Annotated in this window: 20 protein-coding genes; 1 reads left to right on the plus strand and 19 read right to left on the minus strand. The window is 46.0% G+C overall.

From position 1 onward, the window contains the following. Positions 1-63 precede the first annotated feature (63 nt). The 19 genes from AC6RNO_RS30225 to AC6RNO_RS30315 form a co-directional block, all read right to left on the minus strand. Positions 64-1,023 (minus strand): ABC transporter permease subunit, encoded by a 960-nt coding sequence (locus tag AC6RNO_RS30225; RefSeq protein ID WP_497107777.1) that lies wholly within the window; start codon positions 1,021-1,023, stop codon positions 64-66. Next, a complete protein-coding gene (locus tag AC6RNO_RS30230) occupies positions 1,023-2,528 on the minus strand; it encodes an ATP-binding cassette domain-containing protein (RefSeq protein WP_497107778.1) in 1,506 nt (501 codons plus the stop codon). The genes AC6RNO_RS30225 and AC6RNO_RS30230 overlap by 1 nt, the downstream gene beginning before the upstream one ends. 25 nt (positions 2,529-2,553) lie before the next feature. Then, on the minus strand, positions 2,554-3,549 hold the full coding sequence (locus tag AC6RNO_RS30235; RefSeq protein WP_488435309.1) for a substrate-binding domain-containing protein: 996 nt from the start codon (positions 3,547-3,549) through the stop codon (positions 2,554-2,556). Between the two features lie 120 nt (positions 3,550-3,669). Beyond that, positions 3,670-5,154 (minus strand): ATP-binding cassette domain-containing protein, encoded by a 1,485-nt coding sequence (locus AC6RNO_RS30240; RefSeq protein ID WP_497107779.1) that lies wholly within the window; start codon positions 5,152-5,154, stop codon positions 3,670-3,672. A gap of 5 nt (positions 5,155-5,159) precedes the next feature. Further along, positions 5,160-5,978, minus strand: coding sequence for a helix-turn-helix domain-containing protein (locus AC6RNO_RS30245; RefSeq protein ID WP_497107780.1), 819 nt, complete (start codon positions 5,976-5,978; stop codon positions 5,160-5,162). Positions 5,979-6,158: 180 nt separating this feature from the next. Continuing rightward, a complete protein-coding gene (locus AC6RNO_RS30250) occupies positions 6,159-7,169 on the minus strand; it encodes a Gfo/Idh/MocA family protein (RefSeq protein ID WP_474679935.1) in 1,011 nt (336 codons plus the stop codon). 35 nt (positions 7,170-7,204) lie between these two features. Next, positions 7,205-7,807, minus strand: coding sequence for a class II aldolase/adducin family protein (locus AC6RNO_RS30255; protein ID WP_497107781.1), 603 nt, complete (start codon positions 7,805-7,807; stop codon positions 7,205-7,207). Positions 7,808-7,964: 157 nt separating this feature from the next. After that, positions 7,965-9,332 carry a four-carbon acid sugar kinase family protein gene (locus tag AC6RNO_RS30260; RefSeq protein ID WP_474679933.1) on the minus strand — a complete coding sequence of 456 codons (1,368 nt, stop codon included), beginning with the start codon at positions 9,330-9,332 and terminating at the stop codon, positions 7,965-7,967. After that, positions 9,329-10,261 carry a sugar phosphate isomerase/epimerase family protein gene (locus AC6RNO_RS30265; RefSeq protein ID WP_474679932.1) on the minus strand — a complete coding sequence of 311 codons (933 nt, stop codon included), beginning with the start codon at positions 10,259-10,261 and terminating at the stop codon, positions 9,329-9,331. Before AC6RNO_RS30265 ends, AC6RNO_RS30260 begins: the two co-directional genes overlap by 4 nt. Beyond that, on the minus strand, positions 10,261-11,376 hold the full coding sequence (locus tag AC6RNO_RS30270; protein ID WP_474679931.1) for an isocitrate/isopropylmalate dehydrogenase family protein: 1,116 nt from the start codon (positions 11,374-11,376) through the stop codon (positions 10,261-10,263). Before AC6RNO_RS30270 ends, AC6RNO_RS30265 begins: the two co-directional genes overlap by 1 nt. An 18-nt stretch (positions 11,377-11,394) precedes the next feature. Continuing rightward, positions 11,395-12,132: an amidohydrolase family protein gene (locus AC6RNO_RS30275; protein ID WP_474679930.1), complete on the minus strand. Its 738-nt coding sequence runs from the start codon at positions 12,130-12,132 to the stop codon at positions 11,395-11,397. Positions 12,133-12,148: 16 nt separating this feature from the next. Then, positions 12,149-12,964: an ABC transporter permease subunit gene (locus AC6RNO_RS30280; protein WP_497107790.1), complete on the minus strand. Its 816-nt coding sequence runs from the start codon at positions 12,962-12,964 to the stop codon at positions 12,149-12,151. A 14-nt stretch (positions 12,965-12,978) separates the two neighbouring features. Next, a complete protein-coding gene (locus AC6RNO_RS30285) occupies positions 12,979-13,857 on the minus strand; it encodes an ABC transporter permease subunit (RefSeq protein WP_497107782.1) in 879 nt (292 codons plus the stop codon). A 58-nt stretch (positions 13,858-13,915) separates the two neighbouring features. After that, a complete protein-coding gene (locus tag AC6RNO_RS30290; protein WP_497107783.1) occupies positions 13,916-15,253 on the minus strand; it encodes an extracellular solute-binding protein in 1,338 nt (445 codons plus the stop codon). 145 nt (positions 15,254-15,398) lie between these two features. Next, positions 15,399-16,652: a glycoside hydrolase family protein gene (locus AC6RNO_RS30295; protein ID WP_474679926.1), complete on the minus strand. Its 1,254-nt coding sequence runs from the start codon at positions 16,650-16,652 to the stop codon at positions 15,399-15,401. Between the two features lie 68 nt (positions 16,653-16,720). Further along, positions 16,721-17,359 carry an FCD domain-containing protein gene (locus tag AC6RNO_RS30300; protein WP_497107784.1) on the minus strand — a complete coding sequence of 213 codons (639 nt, stop codon included), beginning with the start codon at positions 17,357-17,359 and terminating at the stop codon, positions 16,721-16,723. Between the two features lie 182 nt (positions 17,360-17,541). Further along, positions 17,542-17,919, minus strand: coding sequence for a hypothetical protein (locus AC6RNO_RS30305; RefSeq protein ID WP_497107791.1), 378 nt, complete (start codon positions 17,917-17,919; stop codon positions 17,542-17,544). Between the two features lie 56 nt (positions 17,920-17,975). Beyond that, positions 17,976-18,398, minus strand: a complete 423-nt coding sequence (locus AC6RNO_RS30310; protein WP_474679924.1) for an SAM domain-containing protein — start codon at positions 18,396-18,398, stop codon at positions 17,976-17,978. Between the two features lie 22 nt (positions 18,399-18,420). Beyond that, positions 18,421-18,825 carry a hypothetical protein gene (locus tag AC6RNO_RS30315; protein ID WP_497107785.1) on the minus strand — a complete coding sequence of 135 codons (405 nt, stop codon included), beginning with the start codon at positions 18,823-18,825 and terminating at the stop codon, positions 18,421-18,423. Positions 18,826-19,415: 590 nt separating this feature from the next. Here AC6RNO_RS30315 and AC6RNO_RS30320 point away from each other — a divergent pair. Then, positions 19,416-19,820 carry a hypothetical protein gene (locus tag AC6RNO_RS30320; RefSeq protein WP_497107786.1) on the plus strand — a complete coding sequence of 135 codons (405 nt, stop codon included), beginning with the start codon at positions 19,416-19,418 and terminating at the stop codon, positions 19,818-19,820. Positions 19,821-19,892 lie beyond the last annotated feature (72 nt).

Here is a 19,892-nt window from a genome sequence, read left to right on the forward strand (position 1 = left end):
GTCTTTTAGATGTATGGTCATCTTGACTATCCTCAGCAATTTATGGAAAAATCCCTTCCGCTTCTAATCTTTCTTTTGCAGCAGCACGGCAATAATGATAATTAGCCCTTTAACCAGACCTTGAAGATAAGGCGACACGCCTATCAGATTCATCGTATTATTTAAAATGCCCAGGATCAAAATTCCGAAAAATGTGCCGATGACCTTGCCGCGCCCGCCTGTCATTCGAGTGCCGCCGATAATAACAGCTGCAATAGCATCCAATTCGTACGATAATCCCGAGCTTGCGGAGGATATGGAGTTCAGTCTTGAGGATTCGATAACGGCAGCCAATCCCACAAGTATGCTGCATAGCATGTATACGCCGATCTTCACCCGATCGACCCGAATCGCGGAAAGCAGCGCCGCCCGTTCATTGCTGCCAATGGCGTGAACATATCTGCCGAATTTGGTTTTATGCAAGAGTACATAAATCACAACGGTAACCGCCAGGAAAATGATAATCGGATATGAGATGCCAAAAAGCTCATTGTTCGCGATCGAGGTGTAACCCTTGACTTTCCCGGCAATGCTCCCGCCATTCGCTATGTAGAGCCCTAACGACCTGGCTGCAGCCATGACACCGAGAGTAGCGATGAATGAAGCAATCTTCCCCTTGGTAATCATGATTCCATTAAGGAATCCGATGGCCGCCCCCGCCCCGAGCGCTGTCAATAATGCGATGGGAATGCTTCCCGTATCGTTCAGTATAATGATCGTAATGGCCCCGATAAAGGCAAGAACCGCGCCAACAGAAAGATCAATGCCCCCGGATAGCATCACCACCGACATACCTAGCGAAATAATCCCAATAATGGAAACTTGGCGCAAAATATTTACCAGGTTGTTATATGAAGCAAAATCTCCTCCATTCACGACGACTGCGAACAGAACGATCACTACAAAGGCGATGATTACGCTATATTCCGACCATAACCAGTTCATGTGACGCATAAAAGGTTGAGTCCTACTATTCAGGTTCATTATGCTATTCCCTCTCTTTTGGCGCCGGTCGCATAAAGCATTACCGCTTCTTCAGTAATTTCATCTCTGCACAGTGTGGCTGCGATCTCGCCTTGGTACATGACCTTCACTTCATCGCAAAGCTTCTGCAGCTCGGGAACTTCAGACGATAAAAGAATAATGGCCTTGCCCTTTTCCGCCAACCCCATAATCAAATGATAAATTTCGCTCTTCGCTCCGACGTCGATCCCCTGCGTTGGCTGATCGAACACGAGAATGTCTGAATCAACCTCAAGCCATTTCGCAAGAATGACCTTTTGCTGGTTTCCTCCGCTAAGTGCGGTAATCAGGACACTGGGGTCGGTCACTTTAATGTTCAACATCTCTTGATATTCAGCAAATTTCGCTTTTTCATCTTTCGATCTAATCAAACCGCTCCGCGAAAAATGATCCAGTGCAGAGATGCTCATATTTTGCAGCACGTTCATATCCTTAATGATGGCATTTTCTTTTCTATCCTTTGGAACGAAGCCAATTCCCGCTTGCAAAGCCTGTCTGGTATTTTTTATATGGCGAGGAACGCCATTGACGGAAATCGTACCCTTCGTTTTATTTCGGAATCCAAAAATGCTTTCAAACAACTCCGTTCTTCCATCGCCGGCCAAACCGACAAAGCCGAGAATTTGACCTTTATGCACGGAAAAATGAATATTTTTGAAAATCCGGCCGCAGCTTAGCTGTTTCACACTCAACGCTTCCGCGCCTATATTCCTTTGCCGGTAATACTCGATTCCGCCCACCGTTTTCCCGACCATCAGCTTCGTAATGCTTTCCTCATCGGCATCCCGGATATCTCCTGTACCCGCTACATAACCATCGCGCAGTACCGTGAATCGGTCGCAAATTTGAAATATTTCTTTTAGCTTGTGTGAAATATAGATGATGCTTACTCCGGATTCCTTCAATGTGCGCATGATTCGCATGAGACTCTCAACTTCGTGCTCGGTTAAGGATGTCGTCGGTTCATCCATGATGATGATCCTCGCATTATCCAATAAAGCCCGAGCGATCTCAATAATTTGCTTATAAGATGCTCCGATGTCTCTGACATATTTTCTTGGGTCGATCTCGATTCCCATTCGATGGAGTGTTTCCGTCGTTTTACTGCACATATCAGCTACATTTAAGAAGCCAAACCGGTTCGTCAATTCATTGCCTAGAAACATATTTTCATATACCTTCAAATCGGCAACGACATTCAGCTCCTGATGTATAAAGCTGATCCCCTTCTGCTTCGATGCCCGAGGATTCGCGAAATGAGCCTTCTCCCCCTGAACGGCCACATCTCCCCGATCCGGCTGCAATACGCCGCCCAAAATATTCATCAATGTGGACTTGCCGGCCCCATTCTCACCTAACAAAGCGTGAATTTCGCCCTTTTGGACAAGCAGTTCAACGCCTTTCAGAACGGGAACTTGATTAAAAGATTTGTAGATATCCAGCATCTGCAGTACATGTTCCTTCATCCGCTTCTCCCCGCATTGCATGTAATCAGTAGTTGGCATTCGGATCGTAATATTGATTCACATTGTCCTTCGTTATTCGGTTCGCTTCCAATGTGATCACTTTATTTGCGGGACTGTCGCCATTCAAGATTTTCACAGCTGTTTTTACCGCATCTTTAACCATCAGAGGCGAATATTCAAAGGTTGCCTTGATCAGACTGCTGCCGTCTTGAATCATTTTGTACACTTCCTTGTTTCCGCCTGTCCCGGTGATCACTTTAATATCGGTGCGGTTGGCTTCTTTAACCGCTTGCAGTACGCCAAGAGCCATCTCGTCATCATGAGTAAATACAGCGTCGATTTGCGGTTGAGCTTGCAGTATGTTTTGCATCACGTTCAGCGATTTTTCCTTCTGAAAATCACCGGGCTGGCTTGAGATAATCTCCATGCCCGGGTAATCTTTGATCGCTTCTTTAAAGCCTTCGCTTCTCATTGTCGTTACACTTGAAGGTACACCGATGATTTCAACAATCTTCCCTTTTCCTCCCAGAACTTCCGACAAATATTTCCCTGCGCCTCTCCCGATTCCTTTATTGTCGCCTTTAATTAAAGCAGTAAAATTATCGCTGTTGATTTCCCTGTCCACTATGATCAAAGGAATGCCCGCCGCCTTGATCTTCGCCGCGGCAGGCGTTATCGCGTCACTTTCGATCGGCAGCAGCACAATCGCATTGACTTTCTTGGAGATCAGATCCTCAATGTCGTTCGTTTGCTTGTTCGGATCGGCTGCTGTCGTAATGACATACTCGATCCCTTGAGCCTTGGCTTCATCCTTCGCATTGCTGATGATGGCGCCCAGCCATCCATGGTCGGCAGCCGGGAACGACATGCCGATCACTTTTTTGCCGGCCTTATTATTTTCGCCGGAAGAATTACCGCCAGCACCTTTGGCATTGTTCTCATTGTTTCCTCCGCAAGCAGCCAGCGCCAACATCATAACGAGCGCCAGGATGGCGACGACCCCTTTTTTCACCATTTTCATTGCTGTACCCTCCCAAATTATGAATGTTTGAATCTCGCTTACACGTTCCATTTTCCGGGATTTGGAAGCGAATTCACAGACTGTATCTTGCGCCATCCTTATGTTTTTTTGCGATATACTTTACTCAAGCGGAGATCCTGTAGCAAGCCTGTATATATTCTCTTCCGTCGCTTCATTACGATGCAATTCCGCAACCATCGTACCCTCATACATGACAGCTATCCTTGTACATAATCCGAGTAACTCCGGTACATCGGAGGAAAAAACAATAATGCCCTTCCCTTCCGCCGCCAGCTCGTGAATCGCAGCATAGATTTCACCCTTGCTCCCCATATCAATCCCCCTGGTCGGCTCGTCAAGGATAATAAGATCGCATTCCGATACGAGCCACTTCCCGAGCATGACCTTTTGTTGACTGCCCCCGCTTAAATATCGAACCTCTTGATTCATGTAATCTACCTTAATGCCCAAGTCAATTACCGTATCCAATGCTGCATCCAGCTCGCGCCTCGGGCTTAACAGCCGGCCTTTCAGCATCTTGTCTAATGCGGATATGGTCAGGTTGCTTTTCACACCCATTTCGTGGAACAATCCTTCCTCCATCCGATTTTGGTGGACCAGCCCAATACGAAACGCCTTTGAATTCAAAATATCCTTGTAACGAATCTGCTCTTCTTTCCATAACACCGACCCGCTCACGTTCTTGTCTTGTCCAAACAGCGCTCTCGCCAATTCCGATTTGCCGGAACTGACCAGACCCGCCACTCCCAAAATTTCACCTTCATGAAGCTTCAAGTTCACATCGTAAAAATGCGGCCTTTTGGTTAACCCCTTCACTTCAAATAAGGGTTCACCCTCTCCCTCCAAAATAGGGGGAAAATAATCCTCGAAGTGATGACCGAGCATCAATTGAACCAAATGCTCATGCGTCATACCTTTGATATCGGTTGTGAGCACCCTGCTGCCATCGCGCATGATCGTTACGCGGTCGCAATATTCCAAAATTTCTTTAATGCGATGCGTAATAAACACGACGGAAACCGACTGTTCCTTCAGCTTTCGTATCACGTCGAACATCCTCGCGCTTTCTACACCGGACAAGTAGGATGTCGGTTCATCCATGATCAAAATTTTTGATTTGACAGCTAAAGCTTTTGCGATGGCAACAATAGACCGTTGACTGAAAGCCAGGTCTCTTACCAGAGTACTCGGGTGAACGGAAAATCCCAGCATTTTGAGCAGACTTCGGCTTTCATTTTTCATATAACGAAAGCGTGGCAGGAGGCCGGCCATGCACGGCTCCACCCCAAGAAAAATGTTCTCACTCACGCTTAAATCGGGTACCAACACAGGTTCTTGCTGCAGCATGGCAATCCCCAACGATTGTGCATCCTGTATCGATCTGATTTGAATAGGGGCATTGTCCAGCTCGATTTGTCCTTCATCGGGTTGAATAATACCCGTCAATATTTTCATTAAGGTCGATTTTCCCGCCCCGTTCGGACCGATGAGCGCATGTATTTCACCTGGCGCCAACTCGAAGTCAACCTTTTCAAGCGCTTTTACATTAAGAAATTTTTTACTTACGGATTTTAGCTTGAGCAAGGCAATCACCCCTTTCGGTTATCCCGACTTTTGCGAAATTCTCTGGGCGACAATCCCGACATTTTTTTGAAAATTTGATTGAAATGGGTCAAGTTAGGGTAACCGATTCTTTCTGCAATCTCATAAACCTTCATATCGGTACTCGTCAATAACTTTTTCGCTTCTTCAATGCGGCAGTGAATGACATATCGAATGGGAGCCATTCCGGTTTCATCCTTAAAAACATGAGCTAAATGATGCGGGCTCACATGAACCAACTTGGCCAGCTCAGCTAACGTCAATTCCTTCTCAAAATGAGCCTCGATATATCCCTTCACCAGTTGACCTAACGATGCTGTATTTGCTTGATGCGGCCTTTCCCATTGCCGAATTAATATAACTGCAAGCGATTGCAGGCTGCTGCTGATCATTTCGGAAGAACCCAAATGGAAGTTCTCAAATTCCCGGCGAATCGTTTCCAAGTAATTTTCAACGGCTTGACGTTCTATACCTAAGGCAAGTACGGGACGCCCTTCTTGCTCGACCAGACTCCCCTTCGATCTGCCGTTGATATGAATTCCTATTGAGACAAGGATTCCTTTCAATGGTAGAGAATCCGCCGCATGCAGCTTCATCTCGCTTCTCGGGTGAATCAGCAGCACTTCTCCGCTCTTCAGAGCATAGCTGGCATGATCGTTCATACCCGTACAATATCCTTCCTTCACATAAAAAAGAGAGGCATATTCCTGAGTACGAATAGGGACAGGAAAGCTATCATTCTCCGTAATCAGCTTGATGGAAAGGAGAGCCGGCGGATCGATGAATAGCTTTTGTTGTTCGCCCAACCGTTTCTCCCCCCTCAAAATTCGACAAATGCTGGTACCTAAAACGTTTTCAATTTATCTTATCGGATTCAAACTCTGCATACAATCAGCAAAATGGGCAAAATTATTTCGGTATTTTGTTAAAAAAAAGAACCGGGTGCAATCCCCGGTTCCTGCCGCTATATGTCTCCCGTTCAAACGCTACATGGCGTTTGACTGCATGGATTCATAACATGAGAATAGAATTCGCATATTAGTCAAATAATCCAAGCCGGAAGTCTCAAATCCTCCTCCTGACGAAAGGCAGTCTACAAAGTGCTGCTGAGCAGCGATCGCGCTTCCACCTTTATAGCCTTCGCTAATTTCATATACATACTCTTGCTCTGCGCCACCTCTATTTGTCAGGAAGATGCGTCCTTCCTCATCAAGCCGGAGCTTTCCTTCCGTGCCTTCGATCATCATGCAGCCGTAGGTTGGGGACCGGTTAATAGTTGTGTAGGCGACCCGATTTGCATCGTAAACGGCAAGAATGCCATTTTTAAAATTAGCGAACATAATGGCCAAATCTTCTCCGCGGATAACCGGATTAATCCTCCGGGATTGACAATATACGTTGTTTATTTCTCCGAACAAAAACCGAAAAGTATCGATAAAGTGAATTCCCGTTTCAAACATCAGAAACTTTTCCATTTGTTTGAAGTAGGGTTGAACGGGATACGGGTCATTGCCCCATCCATCGCCTGGACGCATATGAAAATAGGCATAATAAACGTCGCCGAGCTGTCCCTCGTCCATCATTTTTTTGATATGACGATACCATGGCTGCCAGCGCCAATTTTCGTTCACCATCAGCGGAACATTGCGTTCTGCCGCATAATGGACCAATTCCTCGCTTTCTGCGAGCGTTGGTGCAAGAGGCTTTTGACACAAAATGGGCAGTCCCAAATCAGCCGCATATCGAACATATTCAAAATGAGACGCAGGCGGTGTACAAATATCTATAAAATCCGGCTTAACTTCCGTTATCATCCGATTAAAATCTTGAAAACTACGAATGCCGTATTTATCGGCGAGATGCTCCGCTTTCGCAGCATCAATGTCATAAATCGCAACCATTTCCGCGCCGGAAACGGATTGCCAAGCTTCCAGCTGCACATCGGAAAAGTGACCTGCTCCAATAATAACCCCTCGGTATGTCTTTTTCCTCTCCATCTTTCCAATCCTTCCCCAATCCGATTGTTAGCTATTCAAAAAGTTCTACGCGGCTTATAACCCGCATTATCCAAGAAATCCGCCGCCACATCAGAAGATAATGTTTGCAGCGAAATATCGCCTGTTCGTGCCGTAATGATCATTCGGCTTGCCATCTCCAGTGTCTCAAGCGCCATTCTCGCTTCCTTGACGCTCGTATCGAAGACGATCACGCCGTGATTTCTTAGGATGATAATATTGGCCTGCTTGCTTTTCTCCCCGACAGCCGCCCCCAGCGTCCGGGAACCGGGATGAAAGTAATCAACGTAAGCTACCCGCTCCAAATAATACATGGATTCTACGAAAAGCTCGGACATATACGGTATATTCGTGCAAGACATCAAAGTAGACCAGAAAGGAGATGCATGAAGAATGGCATTGGCATCCGGCCGGTGCTTATAGATTTCGGCATGCATCGGAATTTCTTTGGATGGCTTCAGATTCCCCTCCCATTCCATCTTTTCAATGTCCACTTGGACAAGGTCCGTCGTAGATAGCTGCCCCAAGTCGGTTCCGGAACCTGTAATGATCATTTTATTCTCCGACAGACGAGCGCTAATATTCCCGGAATTTCCCCATGCAAGCTGTCTGTCCAGCATATATGCGCCCAATTTGCATAAAATCTGTCTTANACAGACGAGCGCTAATATTCCCGGAATTTCCCCATGCAAGCTGTCTGTCCAGCATATATGCGCCCAATTTGCATAAAATCTGTCTTAATTCAAGCTCTTTATTTTGGAAAATCGTTTCATTCAACTAGGAGCCACTCCTTCCGTCTGCCACTCTCAAGAAATAATCAGGCTGTCCAAGCTGCCCGCCCTTCAGAGCGATCTCAATCCCGTTCATAACCGGGTCTTTGGAATATCCGCGACATAAGGGCGCGCCAGGCGCAGTACGCTGCAACAATTCCAGCGCCTCTATCCCCATCGATAAGGCTGCAAATCCCGAAGTATCTCCTCCCGCCAAAATAACCCGCTGAATGCCAAGCATCTCGACCAGACGTTTGCCGATTTCACCCATTTTGCATCCAATCATTTCACCGGTGCTCGAGATGGGGACGCCTTGCCGGGAAAGCTCGTCATGCAGCAACCTAATGCTGCTGTCCTCCGGTCCGTCCGCGGTATACAAGATCAAGCTTCTGCCTTCCAGCCACAATTGTTTAGCTTCCTTCAGGATACGATCACAAGCGTCATCGCTTTCATTCTCTTTCAACAATTTCAAAACATCTACTTTCATTTTGCAAAAGCCGTTTCCAGCTGCCTGGTCGATTTGCATATTGGTAACCGGAGAACAGCTTCCGGACAATACGAGGGTTTGCTGCGGTTCCAGGTCCGGTTCAACCCGATTCTCAAATGCATATCGTTCTTTCCAATAGGAGCCAAGAGCTAGAGACATGCCTGAAGAACCTATAACAAACATGGGCTGGCGTTCCGACGCTTCCCCAATCAGTTCGCCGATGGAATGCATATGCCCTTCATGTAGCGCATCCAGCAGTAAGGCATTCTTCTCTTTCCGGAGCAAGCTCTCCCACCAGGCTTTCCGTTCATCTGCGGCAAGTTCAAGGTCCGATACCGAAAATAAAGATATCGTTCCATTCATTTGCAGGGAAAAATGGCGCTGTAAATCGGCCTCCTTCATCGGTGTTACCGGGTGTCTGGACATCGAAGGATGTCGGTCCAGACGATAAACATCCCCCTGAAATGCGGCAAAATGATTTCCGAATACCGTGTACCTTCGTAACTGCGGCGCCGCCACTAAAATGGGGATCGCAGCTTGTTCGCGATACAATTCTCTTCCGATTTCTACGACTTTTCCGATGCTTCCGATTTCGGGCGAAGAATCGGCGGTAGAGCACATTTTGTAATGCAATACCTGCGCATTTAATTGTTGTAATTGCTGCAGAACCGGGCTCAATTCCTTGTCCATCGCGGCAGGGCTCATTGTACGAGCAGTACCGGCTACACCTATGCAATGAACGTGGGAAAAGGCCTTCAGCATATCGTTCGTGGGAGGTTGAATGAACAAAACCGTCCTGACGCCTTGTCCTTCCAACACTTCCATCGCATCCGTCGAACCGGTAAAGTCATCTCCATAGAAGGCCATCCATAATTCATGAGCAGTCATAAATTGCGATCCCCGCTTTCACGAAGGAATTCACGCCATGCCAGTTGCAGCGTACGCTTGGCATTCGCAATGAGATCGGACGGTCTTTCCGTAGACGCGCATATCAATTCGAAGCTTACCGAGGAAGATCGGGTTGCATGAATGTAGCCTGCTTGCAAGAGCGAACGGAAATAAATTACAAGTTGTTCAATATCATTCTCTCCTGCATGATACCCGAAATAAGGATGAGAGTCCCCATATCTTATGTCGCCAGTCCGCATTACCGTGTTTCCGACATGCACATGGCCGATCCATGGGTTCAACTCCCGGACGGCGGCTGCGATATCGGCTCTTACCATAGGGATATGGCTCAAATCCAACAATAGCTTTACATGATCCGGCGATTTCATATATTGAAATAAGCGAACCGTATCTTCCACGGAGCCGATCAAACGCTTCTTATCCACATCGTAGTCGAACATTTCCACGAGAAGTTTCATATTGCGCGCTTGCGCTTGCTCACCGAGAAGAAGGACCGATTCAGCTAATCGCTCGATTGCCAGGTTTCTATTTCCTTCGATATTCGGGCCGCTGATGATTTCAAACATATCGGCTCCGACAGCTTCCGCTTCGTCCTGAGCGTTCAGCATGCGTGCTAAAGCCTTCGACCTTACCGCTTCATCAAGGCTCCCCAAATCCAGCTGCTCTCGAAAAATCGCCGGCTGTGCCAGATAGCTGTTTTTCATACGGCAGATGTCGAGCCTTTTTTTGAATTTGGCTCGGGAATCGGGGTTGCGAATACCTGAAATTTCAATTCTCCGGAAGTAAGTGTCATGCAATACATGATCAACCGCTTGCAGCAAAGATTCATCTTCCTGAAATGCATCCGGATACATCGCATTGAAGATGATTCCCATCTCTAAATGTTCTTCAATCCTCGGCGCAAACATTATTTCGCCCACTCGTTCACCGAATGATTCAATGCTTCCACGACCGCATTGCCGACATCCGAAGTGCTGCTTTTACCGCCAATGTCTCCCGTTTTCGCTCCGCCGTTTGCCAAAATTCGTTTGACAGCCTCCTCAATTCCTTGCCCCGCGGCAATAAGGCTGTTATCCGCATGCTTTTCTCCGATCCAATCCAGCATCATAGAGAGCGATAAGATCATAGCGTATGGGTTGGCGATATTTTTGCCGGCTATGGATGGAGCTGTACCGTGAGCCGGTTGAAACAATGCATGCCGATCGCCGATATCGCCGGACGGAGCCATCCCGAGTCCCCCAACCGTAGCCGACGAAAGATCCGATATGATATCGGCAAACATGTTTTCCGCTACGACGACATCAAACATTTGCGGGTTCATCACTTGGTACAAAGTCATAGCATCTACATACACATAATCCCGCCCGATATTCGGAAACTGATCGCCGACACTATCATAAACACTTCTAAAATAGGCATAGGAACTAAGAACGTTTGCTTTATCTACGCATGTTACCAAGGATGCTCCGTCTGAGATTCGTCCGTTTCTTTTCTCTGCCAATCGGAATGCATAGCGGGAAATTTTCTCAATACCGGTTCTGGTCATGATGATCGTATCCGTCGCTACCTCGCCTCTTACATTGCAACCGCCTGTACGGGAAGCGTAGAGACCTTCTATGTTCTCTCTTACAATGATGTAATCGATGCCCCGGCTCACATCCCGGAGAGGACTGACAATGCCTTCGTAAAGCTTGACCGGTCTTACACCCGCATACAAATCCAAGTCAAATCGCAAGCGGAAAATAACGTCGCCGTTCACTTCCCTGCCATCCGGATGACGTGCCTCCGGTAAACCGATAGCCCCCATAAGCATTACATCTGCAGCCTTGCAATGGTCGAATGTGTCTTCCGGCATCGTAACCCCTGTCCGCAAAAATCTTTCCGCCCCGGCGTCGAAAGACTCTAATTCAAACCGTGCGTTGCTTAGATGGGATTCTACCGTTTTTAATACTTTCAAAGCCTCGTCGGTAATTTCCGTCCCGATGCCATCTCCCGGGAGGACCGCAATTTTATAAACCTTCATGTCCTTCGCTCCTCAATGTTATAATTTAAAAATCCGCTTGGCATTGTTATGAAAGATATCGTCAAGCTGGGCTTCTGTTAGACCAATGGAACGATATTTCGTAATTTCCACAGGTAAGTTCGTGACATGGTCCGATCCCATGATCATCCTCTGATGTCCGATCGCGTTAATCATTTTCACAACCGTATACGTAGGGCACCAGGACGGCTCCAGAATCATATTTTCGCATGTTTTGGCAGCTACGATGGCTTCATCGGTGTATATCGCGAAGCCTGCATGCGCAAGAATAAAGGTCACATCCGGAAACTTTCGAGCCGGTTCGATTAATAAAGACGGCAAGGAAGAAGGTGTACCCAGACCTGTATGGACGATTACCGGAATATTCAACTTTCGTGCAGTTTCGTATATTTTATTGCAGCGATCCGACAACGGAGAGATGTTATGCCCGTATGGATGCAGTTTAACCGCAATAAATCCCAGGTCCTTCACGCACTTTTCAAGCTGCTGGACATAGGGTTCCTCCTCCATCCACGGATCCAAACTCGCGATTCCGTAAAATTCCCCAGGGTGTTTACTAGCCAGCCGGGCAATTTGTTCATGTACATCCTGGATATTTTCCAGCGTCGGTTGGGGCATCACCAAGCTCGTCGCGACGCCGTTACGTTCCATCGATTCCAGCAACTCTGTTTCTGTTGTCGTTACGCCTGAAAATTTGGAGGTGCCTAGATGAACATGTGTATCTATAATCGAAAGCATACGGATTCCTCCCTTCTTATCCTTTCACTGCACCGGCAGTCATCCCGGCAACTACCTTTTCCTGGAATATGATATACAAAATGACGACCGGAATCATAGCAATTGCCAGCCCCGCAGTCATCGGTCCAAAGTCAGTCATATACTCGCCTTTCATCCCATAGATGCCTTGGGTTAAGGTTTTCAGTACCGGATTGGAAATCAGAACGTAGGCGAACAAATACTCATTCCAACAGGACAGCAGCGCCAATATGCCTACAGTCGCCAAACCAGGCGTGGACAGCGGCAGAATGACCGAGAAAAAGGTTCGATACCGCCCTGCGCCGTCCATAATCGCCGCTTCTTCCAATTCCTTGGGCAGCGTCCGCATAAAGGATACCAAAATGAAAATCGTGAGCGCTAAATTGCTAACGACATACATTAGAATCAAGCCGACATGGTTATTAATCAGATTGAGTTCTTTAAGGATTGAAAAGGTTGGAATTAGAATGGTCTGTGCGGGAATCATTATTCCTAGGGCAAAAAACGTATAAATCGTTAAACTTGGATAAACGCGCGCCAAGATATATGAAGCCATCGCTCCGAAAAGTAAGATTAGCACTACAGAAATGACCGTAATGTAGAAGCTATTAAGAAAGGTTGCTCCAATATTTCCGCTGGTCCATGCCTTGACATAGTTTCCGAATTGCCATACCTTCGGCAGCGAGAACGGACTGCTGTAAATTTCGGTGTTGGTTTTGAAAGAGCTTAGAAACACCCATAAGAACGGAAATAATGTTGTCACGCTATATGCGGAAAGCAGCACATATTTGATCGGTTTCTTTGCTTGAAGCACCGCCAACCCACCTTTCAGTACTCCAGAGAGTCTTTGCTGGAAAAGAATTTTTTGAACAGGACCGTAAACACCAAAGCATATACAGCAATCGTCACTGAAATTGCACTCGCATAACCAAATTCATAGGAAGCGAATGCTTTCATGAATAAATACACGGAAGCAAAAGCTGAAGCAACGCCGGGTCCCCCTTGGGTAATCGCCCAGGAATGCTCGAACGTTTTCAGCGCACCGGTAACACCCAAAATAATACACACTTGCAAAACATCCCACATCATAGGAAGGACAATACTGAAGAAAGTACGCCCCGACGATGCGCCGTCGATTTCGGAACTTTCGAATATTTCTTTCGGAATACTCTGCAAGGCAGCCAGGAAAATAATGAAGAACAAGCCGATCGTTTGCCATACTTGCGGTGCTGCCACGGAATAAAGAACAATGTTCGGATCGGACAACCAGTTTTTCTGGAGAAAGGATAAACCAAGAAAATTTAAAATTTGATTCAGCAATCCGCCCTCCGAATTGTACATCAGGGAAAACATCAAGCCGATCGCCATCGGCGACACGACCACCGGCAGAAAGAAAACCGTTCTGAAAAATTTAAATCCTCTCTTGATTCGGAGTAATAAATACGCCAGAATCAATGCGGCCGGAATTTTAATCGTCAACGTAAGAACGATTATTACTAGTGTATTTTTCATCGTCTTCCAATAATCCGAATCGTGCAACAGCTGCGAGAAATTGGCAAACCCAATAAATTCCGGTTTCTGTACCGCATCCCATTCCGTCATGCTGTAGTAAATCGAGTACAGGACGGGCACGATAAAAAACAGTAAAAACAGTAAAACGGCTGGCGCAAGGAAAATAGCGGAAAATAAACTGCGTTTTTGTGTCATGCCATCACCTAATTACAATAAATTTTTTAGGAGGGATGTCGTCCCTCCCCAAACTGTTTTATTTCTTCTCGCCTGCAACGGCCGTCTGTACCTTATTAATAAAATCGTCCGGTTTGATCACGCCTGCAAACAATTCATCCATTGCACGATTGAAAGCTTCCGTGGATTTCGCGCCGGGCAGCATGGATTTCGTAAATGGTACAACGCTGTATGAATTCGTGAAGCTGAATACTTTGGCAGCGAACGGATCCAGGGAGTTCCCAGTCGTTTTCAAGGACTTGGCAGGCATCAAGCCTGCGCCGGCTAACGCAGCGTTCATTTGATCGGACAGCAAGGCATCTGCTACTGCGACAATCGCATCTTTTTTGGCCGGATCCTCGAACGACTTTTTATTGATGACCAAGCTCATCGTATATCCCCCGATCGTGTAAGACGCAGGATCTTTTACCGCACCTTCCATTTTAGGGACATTTATTAATTCCGATTTTGCAGTAGTCTCTTTGCTCAAGTTAGGCAAAGACCATGGCAAGGTGAACAGCATCGCCGCCTTACCTTCATTGTAAGGAACTACAGATGGAGCCCAATCGCCGTTGGCAACCGTATCATCCGGGAATATCTTCAAGGATTTCATCTCGCTGACGATTTGTGCGGCTTTCTTGAAGGCATCCGTATCAAATTTATAATCTTTGCTTATTTTCTCCGCATCTTCTACGCCGCCCGCGAATTGCGTTGCGATCGCCGAATAAAACCAATGGCCCGGGTTGGAGCCTTTGCTGCCCATTGCAAGCGGGATGATACCGTTTTCACGCAATACCTTGGAAACTTGTTTAAATTCCTCATAGGTCTTCGGCGGTTGAAGCTTATACTTGTCGAAAATTTCTTTGTTATACAAGAAGAACGCCTTTGACGTTTCGAGCGGAACCAAATAGGCTTCGCCGTCGACTGCCGTGTCTTTCCAAACTGCATCTGACCATTGATCTTTTTTGACCGATTTGCTTGCCGCAAAATAATCCTTCATGTTCAAGGCGACTTTGCCGTCAATGAGCGGACGCATGTACGATTCCCCCGCCCAGTATAGAAATATATCCGGGGTATTGTTGCTGGCCATGTCCACTTTGAGCTTGGTTTTCAGTTCATCGCCCGGAGCAAATTCTTCAACTAGATTGATCTCCGGATGCTGAGTCCGAAATGCGTCCAATTGCGCTTTGAATACCCCAGCTTTGCCATCCGATCCGCCCCAATTATGCGCAAAGCGTATCTTTACAGCTTTACCACTCTTGGAGGGGTTTGCTTTTTCATTCGCGGAGTTATTTCCTCCGCTGGGCGAGCAGCCCGCCAATACGAGCATGCCCGCTAGAACCGTAAATACCGTTGATTTGAAACGCTTTCTTAACATTCTTTTTCCTCCCCTTTTTTTTGATTATTGAAAGCATAAAATGCGATCAACCGCAATCATGGAGCTATTGGCCGGCCCTTTCGAAATCGCTTTCAAAACGATCTGATAACGATTTCAGATGTTTAACCGGCGATGGCCGGCTCATTTATAAACTCGCTCTACGCTCCAAAACCTCACCGTTTTTCAAATGTACGACTGCCTTCCACTCCCGATCGCCGGGACGCACATGCCAAGCTAGCTGCCTCCAGTTAGAGTCGAAGTTGACGGTAAACGGTTCCACGTAGTTGGTGTATACGAGTTCACCATTGCAATAGAAATCCACATAGTCAATGGCCTCTGGATACAAGCTGGCGAGGCGAATCCAACGTTGTCCTTCAAATTCCATCTCCGGCTCCAGACCTTGCAGGTAAAATCGATCTTCTTCCGGTATCTCCGGCACTTTGATGCCGATACCCTCAGCCATCCGGTACGCGAAGAATTGGTCCTCTCCACGAGTGATCCCCCAATCGCAAGGCGGCTCCTGCTTAGTCATATTGTTATAGTAACCCCACGAGGTACCTGTACGGTAAGCAACGCCCATATTGCCAATGGCCTGCGAATCTTCGTTGCAGACGACCGGTTTCCCCGGTGCCCACTTCTGTACCTGCCGAATACTGTTGTAATAACTCTGTCTGGTTAAGTGGTTGCCGTGAATAAGGATAACGTCGCTCTCCTTGCATACCCCTTCATCGATGAAGCCCCCTGTACCGCTGCAACCGACCGGTAAGCCGCCGGATTCCTTCCGTGCGATCTCCATGAGTGCCACCATGCCTTCCGGCGTATAAATCAACGGATGCGGCTTTGCGATGTCATGCTCATTGCACACTTCGATTATGACGTTGGTATATCCACCGTCCTTCAGGAATTTCGAGGCAACGCGTACTGCGTTAAGCACCGCGCGGGCGTCCTTGAGTTGGAAAACCTGGCCAGGATAAAAATAGCTGACGATTACGACCATTCCCAGCTCGTCGGCTGCACGAATCAAGCGATCCATACGCGCGGCATAAGCTGGATCGAGCTCGCTCCCGTCCGGACCGAACGGATTGTTGTCAACCGTGTTGTTGTTGATTGTAAAGCAGGACCCTCCACCTTGAAAGCCAACGGTAAACGCACGCAGTCCGTATGCATACCATTGCGGCAATGCGGAAATTAAGTCGTCCGTATTCCGCTCGGGGTTGAATTCTCTCCCGAACCGGTTGTATCGGCTCCGATCGGCTTTATCGTCGAAGATGCCCTGAATGAATCGGGCGTTCATCAATAGCCCGTGCGCTTCAGGACGGCTTCCGGCAATTTCGGAATATATCTTCTGCCCATTGATCTTAAAATGCTCGCCTTGGATGCTTAACACTGTTTTACTCATTCAACTCACTCCCTTTTAGTATCCCGTGCACCGTATACGAAGAATTACAAAAAAAAGAAATGGAATGGTCACTTATTATTTTTCACTGCTTCTATGGATTTACGAATATGCGCGACAGCTGCCCGTTCAGCCTCATCCTCTGACCGGTTTTTTATCGCTTGAATGATATCCATATGATCGCTGATTGTTTCATAAGGAGGGCGCATTAATCCTTTTAAATAGGTAATGCTCAAGACTTGAAACTGATTGAGCATGTTTGATAACATGACACTGTTGGCCTGCTTGGAAATCCGGTTATGAAACTCCCGATCGGCTTCACGATAGGCGGACCAGTCTTCATCCGTTATTTTAGCCATGGCTTCCTTAAAAAGGTTTTCCAATGCTTGAATATCTTCATCGGTCATATATCGTACGCATAGCCGACTTGCCAAACCTTCGAGTACGGCACGGATTTCAAAAGCCGCAATCATTTCTTCAGTGGTGTATTGCTTAACGTACGTCCCTCTTCCGTTGGTTTCGATCAGACACTCCTGGGTAAGTTGAGCAATCGCCTTGCGAAGCGGTGTTCTGCTTACACCCAATTGATCGGCAAGATTGTCTTGAATGATCTTTTCTCCCTGTTTCAATTGACCGTCAAGAATCATCTTTTTTAATGTTTTATAAGTCAGTTGGTCCAAATCTTCATACTCGATTTTTATAACACTCAATTATAATGCCCCTCCTTCCTTTTCGACCACTTACTTTCGTATACGGTGTACGAATATTTGATGGTTATACAGTATCATTATCCCCGTAAAATTGCAAGCGTTATTATAATGTCAGAAAGGATTAGGAAATGTTTGTAGTTCGATTCTGAATGGATTGCTTCGCTCGCGTGTGATGATGTAGTCTAATAAGCCTTTACTGTTAGCATCTTGAGCAATACTTCTCCTTCAGACTTAAATGTTTTATTATTCTCAAGGAATTGCTCTACTTCTGATAATTTTGCAGGTCTATATCCCGGACCTCCACAGCCACATGAATGATAGGTAAATCCGCTATTATATAGAATCTCTACTTTCATCCACTGCTTCGCATCATTCTGTTTGGGTGCCTTGAAATCATGTCCCATGTCGTTCATAGTTCCGCTACATTGTGGGCATTTATATGCTCTATTCTGCACATCACGTTTACTTAGTTCACGATCAGATATTTGCTTAAATGCTTTTCTGCATTGAAAGCATGCGTAGATATCTTTATAAGGACCATACATTGCATATCGACACATGATTAACACCTACCTTTCTCCGTGCATTTGGCTACTTCGAGCCTTTTTATTTCCCCTCAACATCGCATACTGTTTATTTCAGCACATGATTCATCTACAAACGCCCTGTATCTGACATACATCACATTTGGATCTTCTTCATTCAAAAAATACTGAACCCAGTAAGCTTCATAATCCCGATTTAATTCTTCTTTCTTTTCCACACAACAAACGATATCTTCCGTTAGATTTGCTGCTGGCAGCCCGTATAGCTCAAGTATTCCCGCTAATGTTTCCAGGAGCTTTCTATCGTTCGGCTTCATGATATCAATACTAAAAAGGTCAAGTTCGGCAGTCATTAAGCATATGAATCCGCTTTCTGTATCCAAGTTAAATACTTCAAATTCCTTTTGTAGATCGGCATCTAACCTTGTGCAAAATCCATTCCTTTGTGAAATTTCTTCAAGCTCTTCTAGCTTGGGTATTTGTACTTGTTTCATAGACTCCACCTCCTGCCTATCTTCAGTCCCACCAGGCATACAAGTATGTATCCGTAATCAATTCATCCGCGTTTGCAGAGAACATCTTAAATTCGTTCCTTATTTTCGGATTGACTTTCTCCTCCAGCACAAAAAGAGTCGTAATCGTTACTCGATAATCCTTGCGATGAGGGCTTACCGCATATCCCTGTACTAAGACTTGAGGGTGCTTGATCATAAACTCATAAATCTGAGCGACACTCGGCGAACTATTTTCGCGATCTTCCGGATCTATATATTTTTGTCCAATTAACTTCCTCAAAACATCGACATTCACGTAATCAAAACGACGAATGCTTCCCGAACCTCGTTTATTCTCCCACTCTCCAGGAATGCCTAAAATGAGATCTCGGTTTTCGTAATCCATATTAAAAACGAAGTCAGTCATGATCTCCCTCTTCCAACCTTATTTCTAAGCTTAATGTAAGGTAATCCTCGTTAATTCGTACGCCATTTCTTCATCACAAGCAAATCCATTATTCTTGAACCCTCATATCATCTTCTACTCTAGCACCTTACCATTAACTCAAATCCAGAGTTGTCCATCCAAAATCATGAATCTTATTCCTGAAGATACTAAACTCCTCTTCGGATTCAAATACGATTTTACATCGCGGCTCACTGTATAGCCCAATAAAGGGCGGCTTTGCAGTTATATCCCTAACTCCAACGCATTCCTCGCCGTATCTTTCGAAGCAATCGGCAGTTCACGATCCAAAATGATTTTGCCATGTTCATCTTCGAATTCAGGATGAATCATATAGATGCCAGTATTGGCGATGTCATCACCGTCGTAGGAAAAATCACACTCAAAATTAGGTCTTTACTATGCATCTATAAAAACCAAGATCAATCTGCCTAACAATTCTATACTACCACAATTTGGTTGGGACAAAACCAGAGAAAACGATTTTGCAGGAATACAAAAATTATTGTGGAACTTCTTTATTCAGAGGAATTTGTTGGAGGGAGAGATAGATGTTGTCTGATACCATAGTTAAATTGATACCCGAAGATATAACCTTTATGCCCGAGAATTTAAAAATTGATCAGGCTCGAACCTTCCTCGAATCCATTTTCGCAACTGCGGTTGTATCTGTTGAGAAATCGGAAAAGATCCAATTCGTTGATCAAGGAGAAAACTTTATTAAAATTACGTGTCCAAATTGCGAGATGATCGTTGATCTGGAATGGTGGCACGATGCGATGGATACCGCTTGGAAAACTTCATTCGAGGATTTACATGCACAACTTCCATGCTGCTTCTCAAATATTTCCTTGCACGACCTTATCTATGATAGGCCAGCAGGATTCTCGCGGCTTATTTTGAGCGTAGAAAATCCCGAAAATGCGGCTATTCGCAGTTTCACATGGGTAATATAAATCTATAAAACTCGGACAAGGGAATCGTATTCAGCTCAAATCGCTAGATTGTTCTCCTCCTGATCGTCGCAA

The sequence above is a fragment of the Paenibacillus sp. sgz302190 genome (assembly GCF_059820445.1).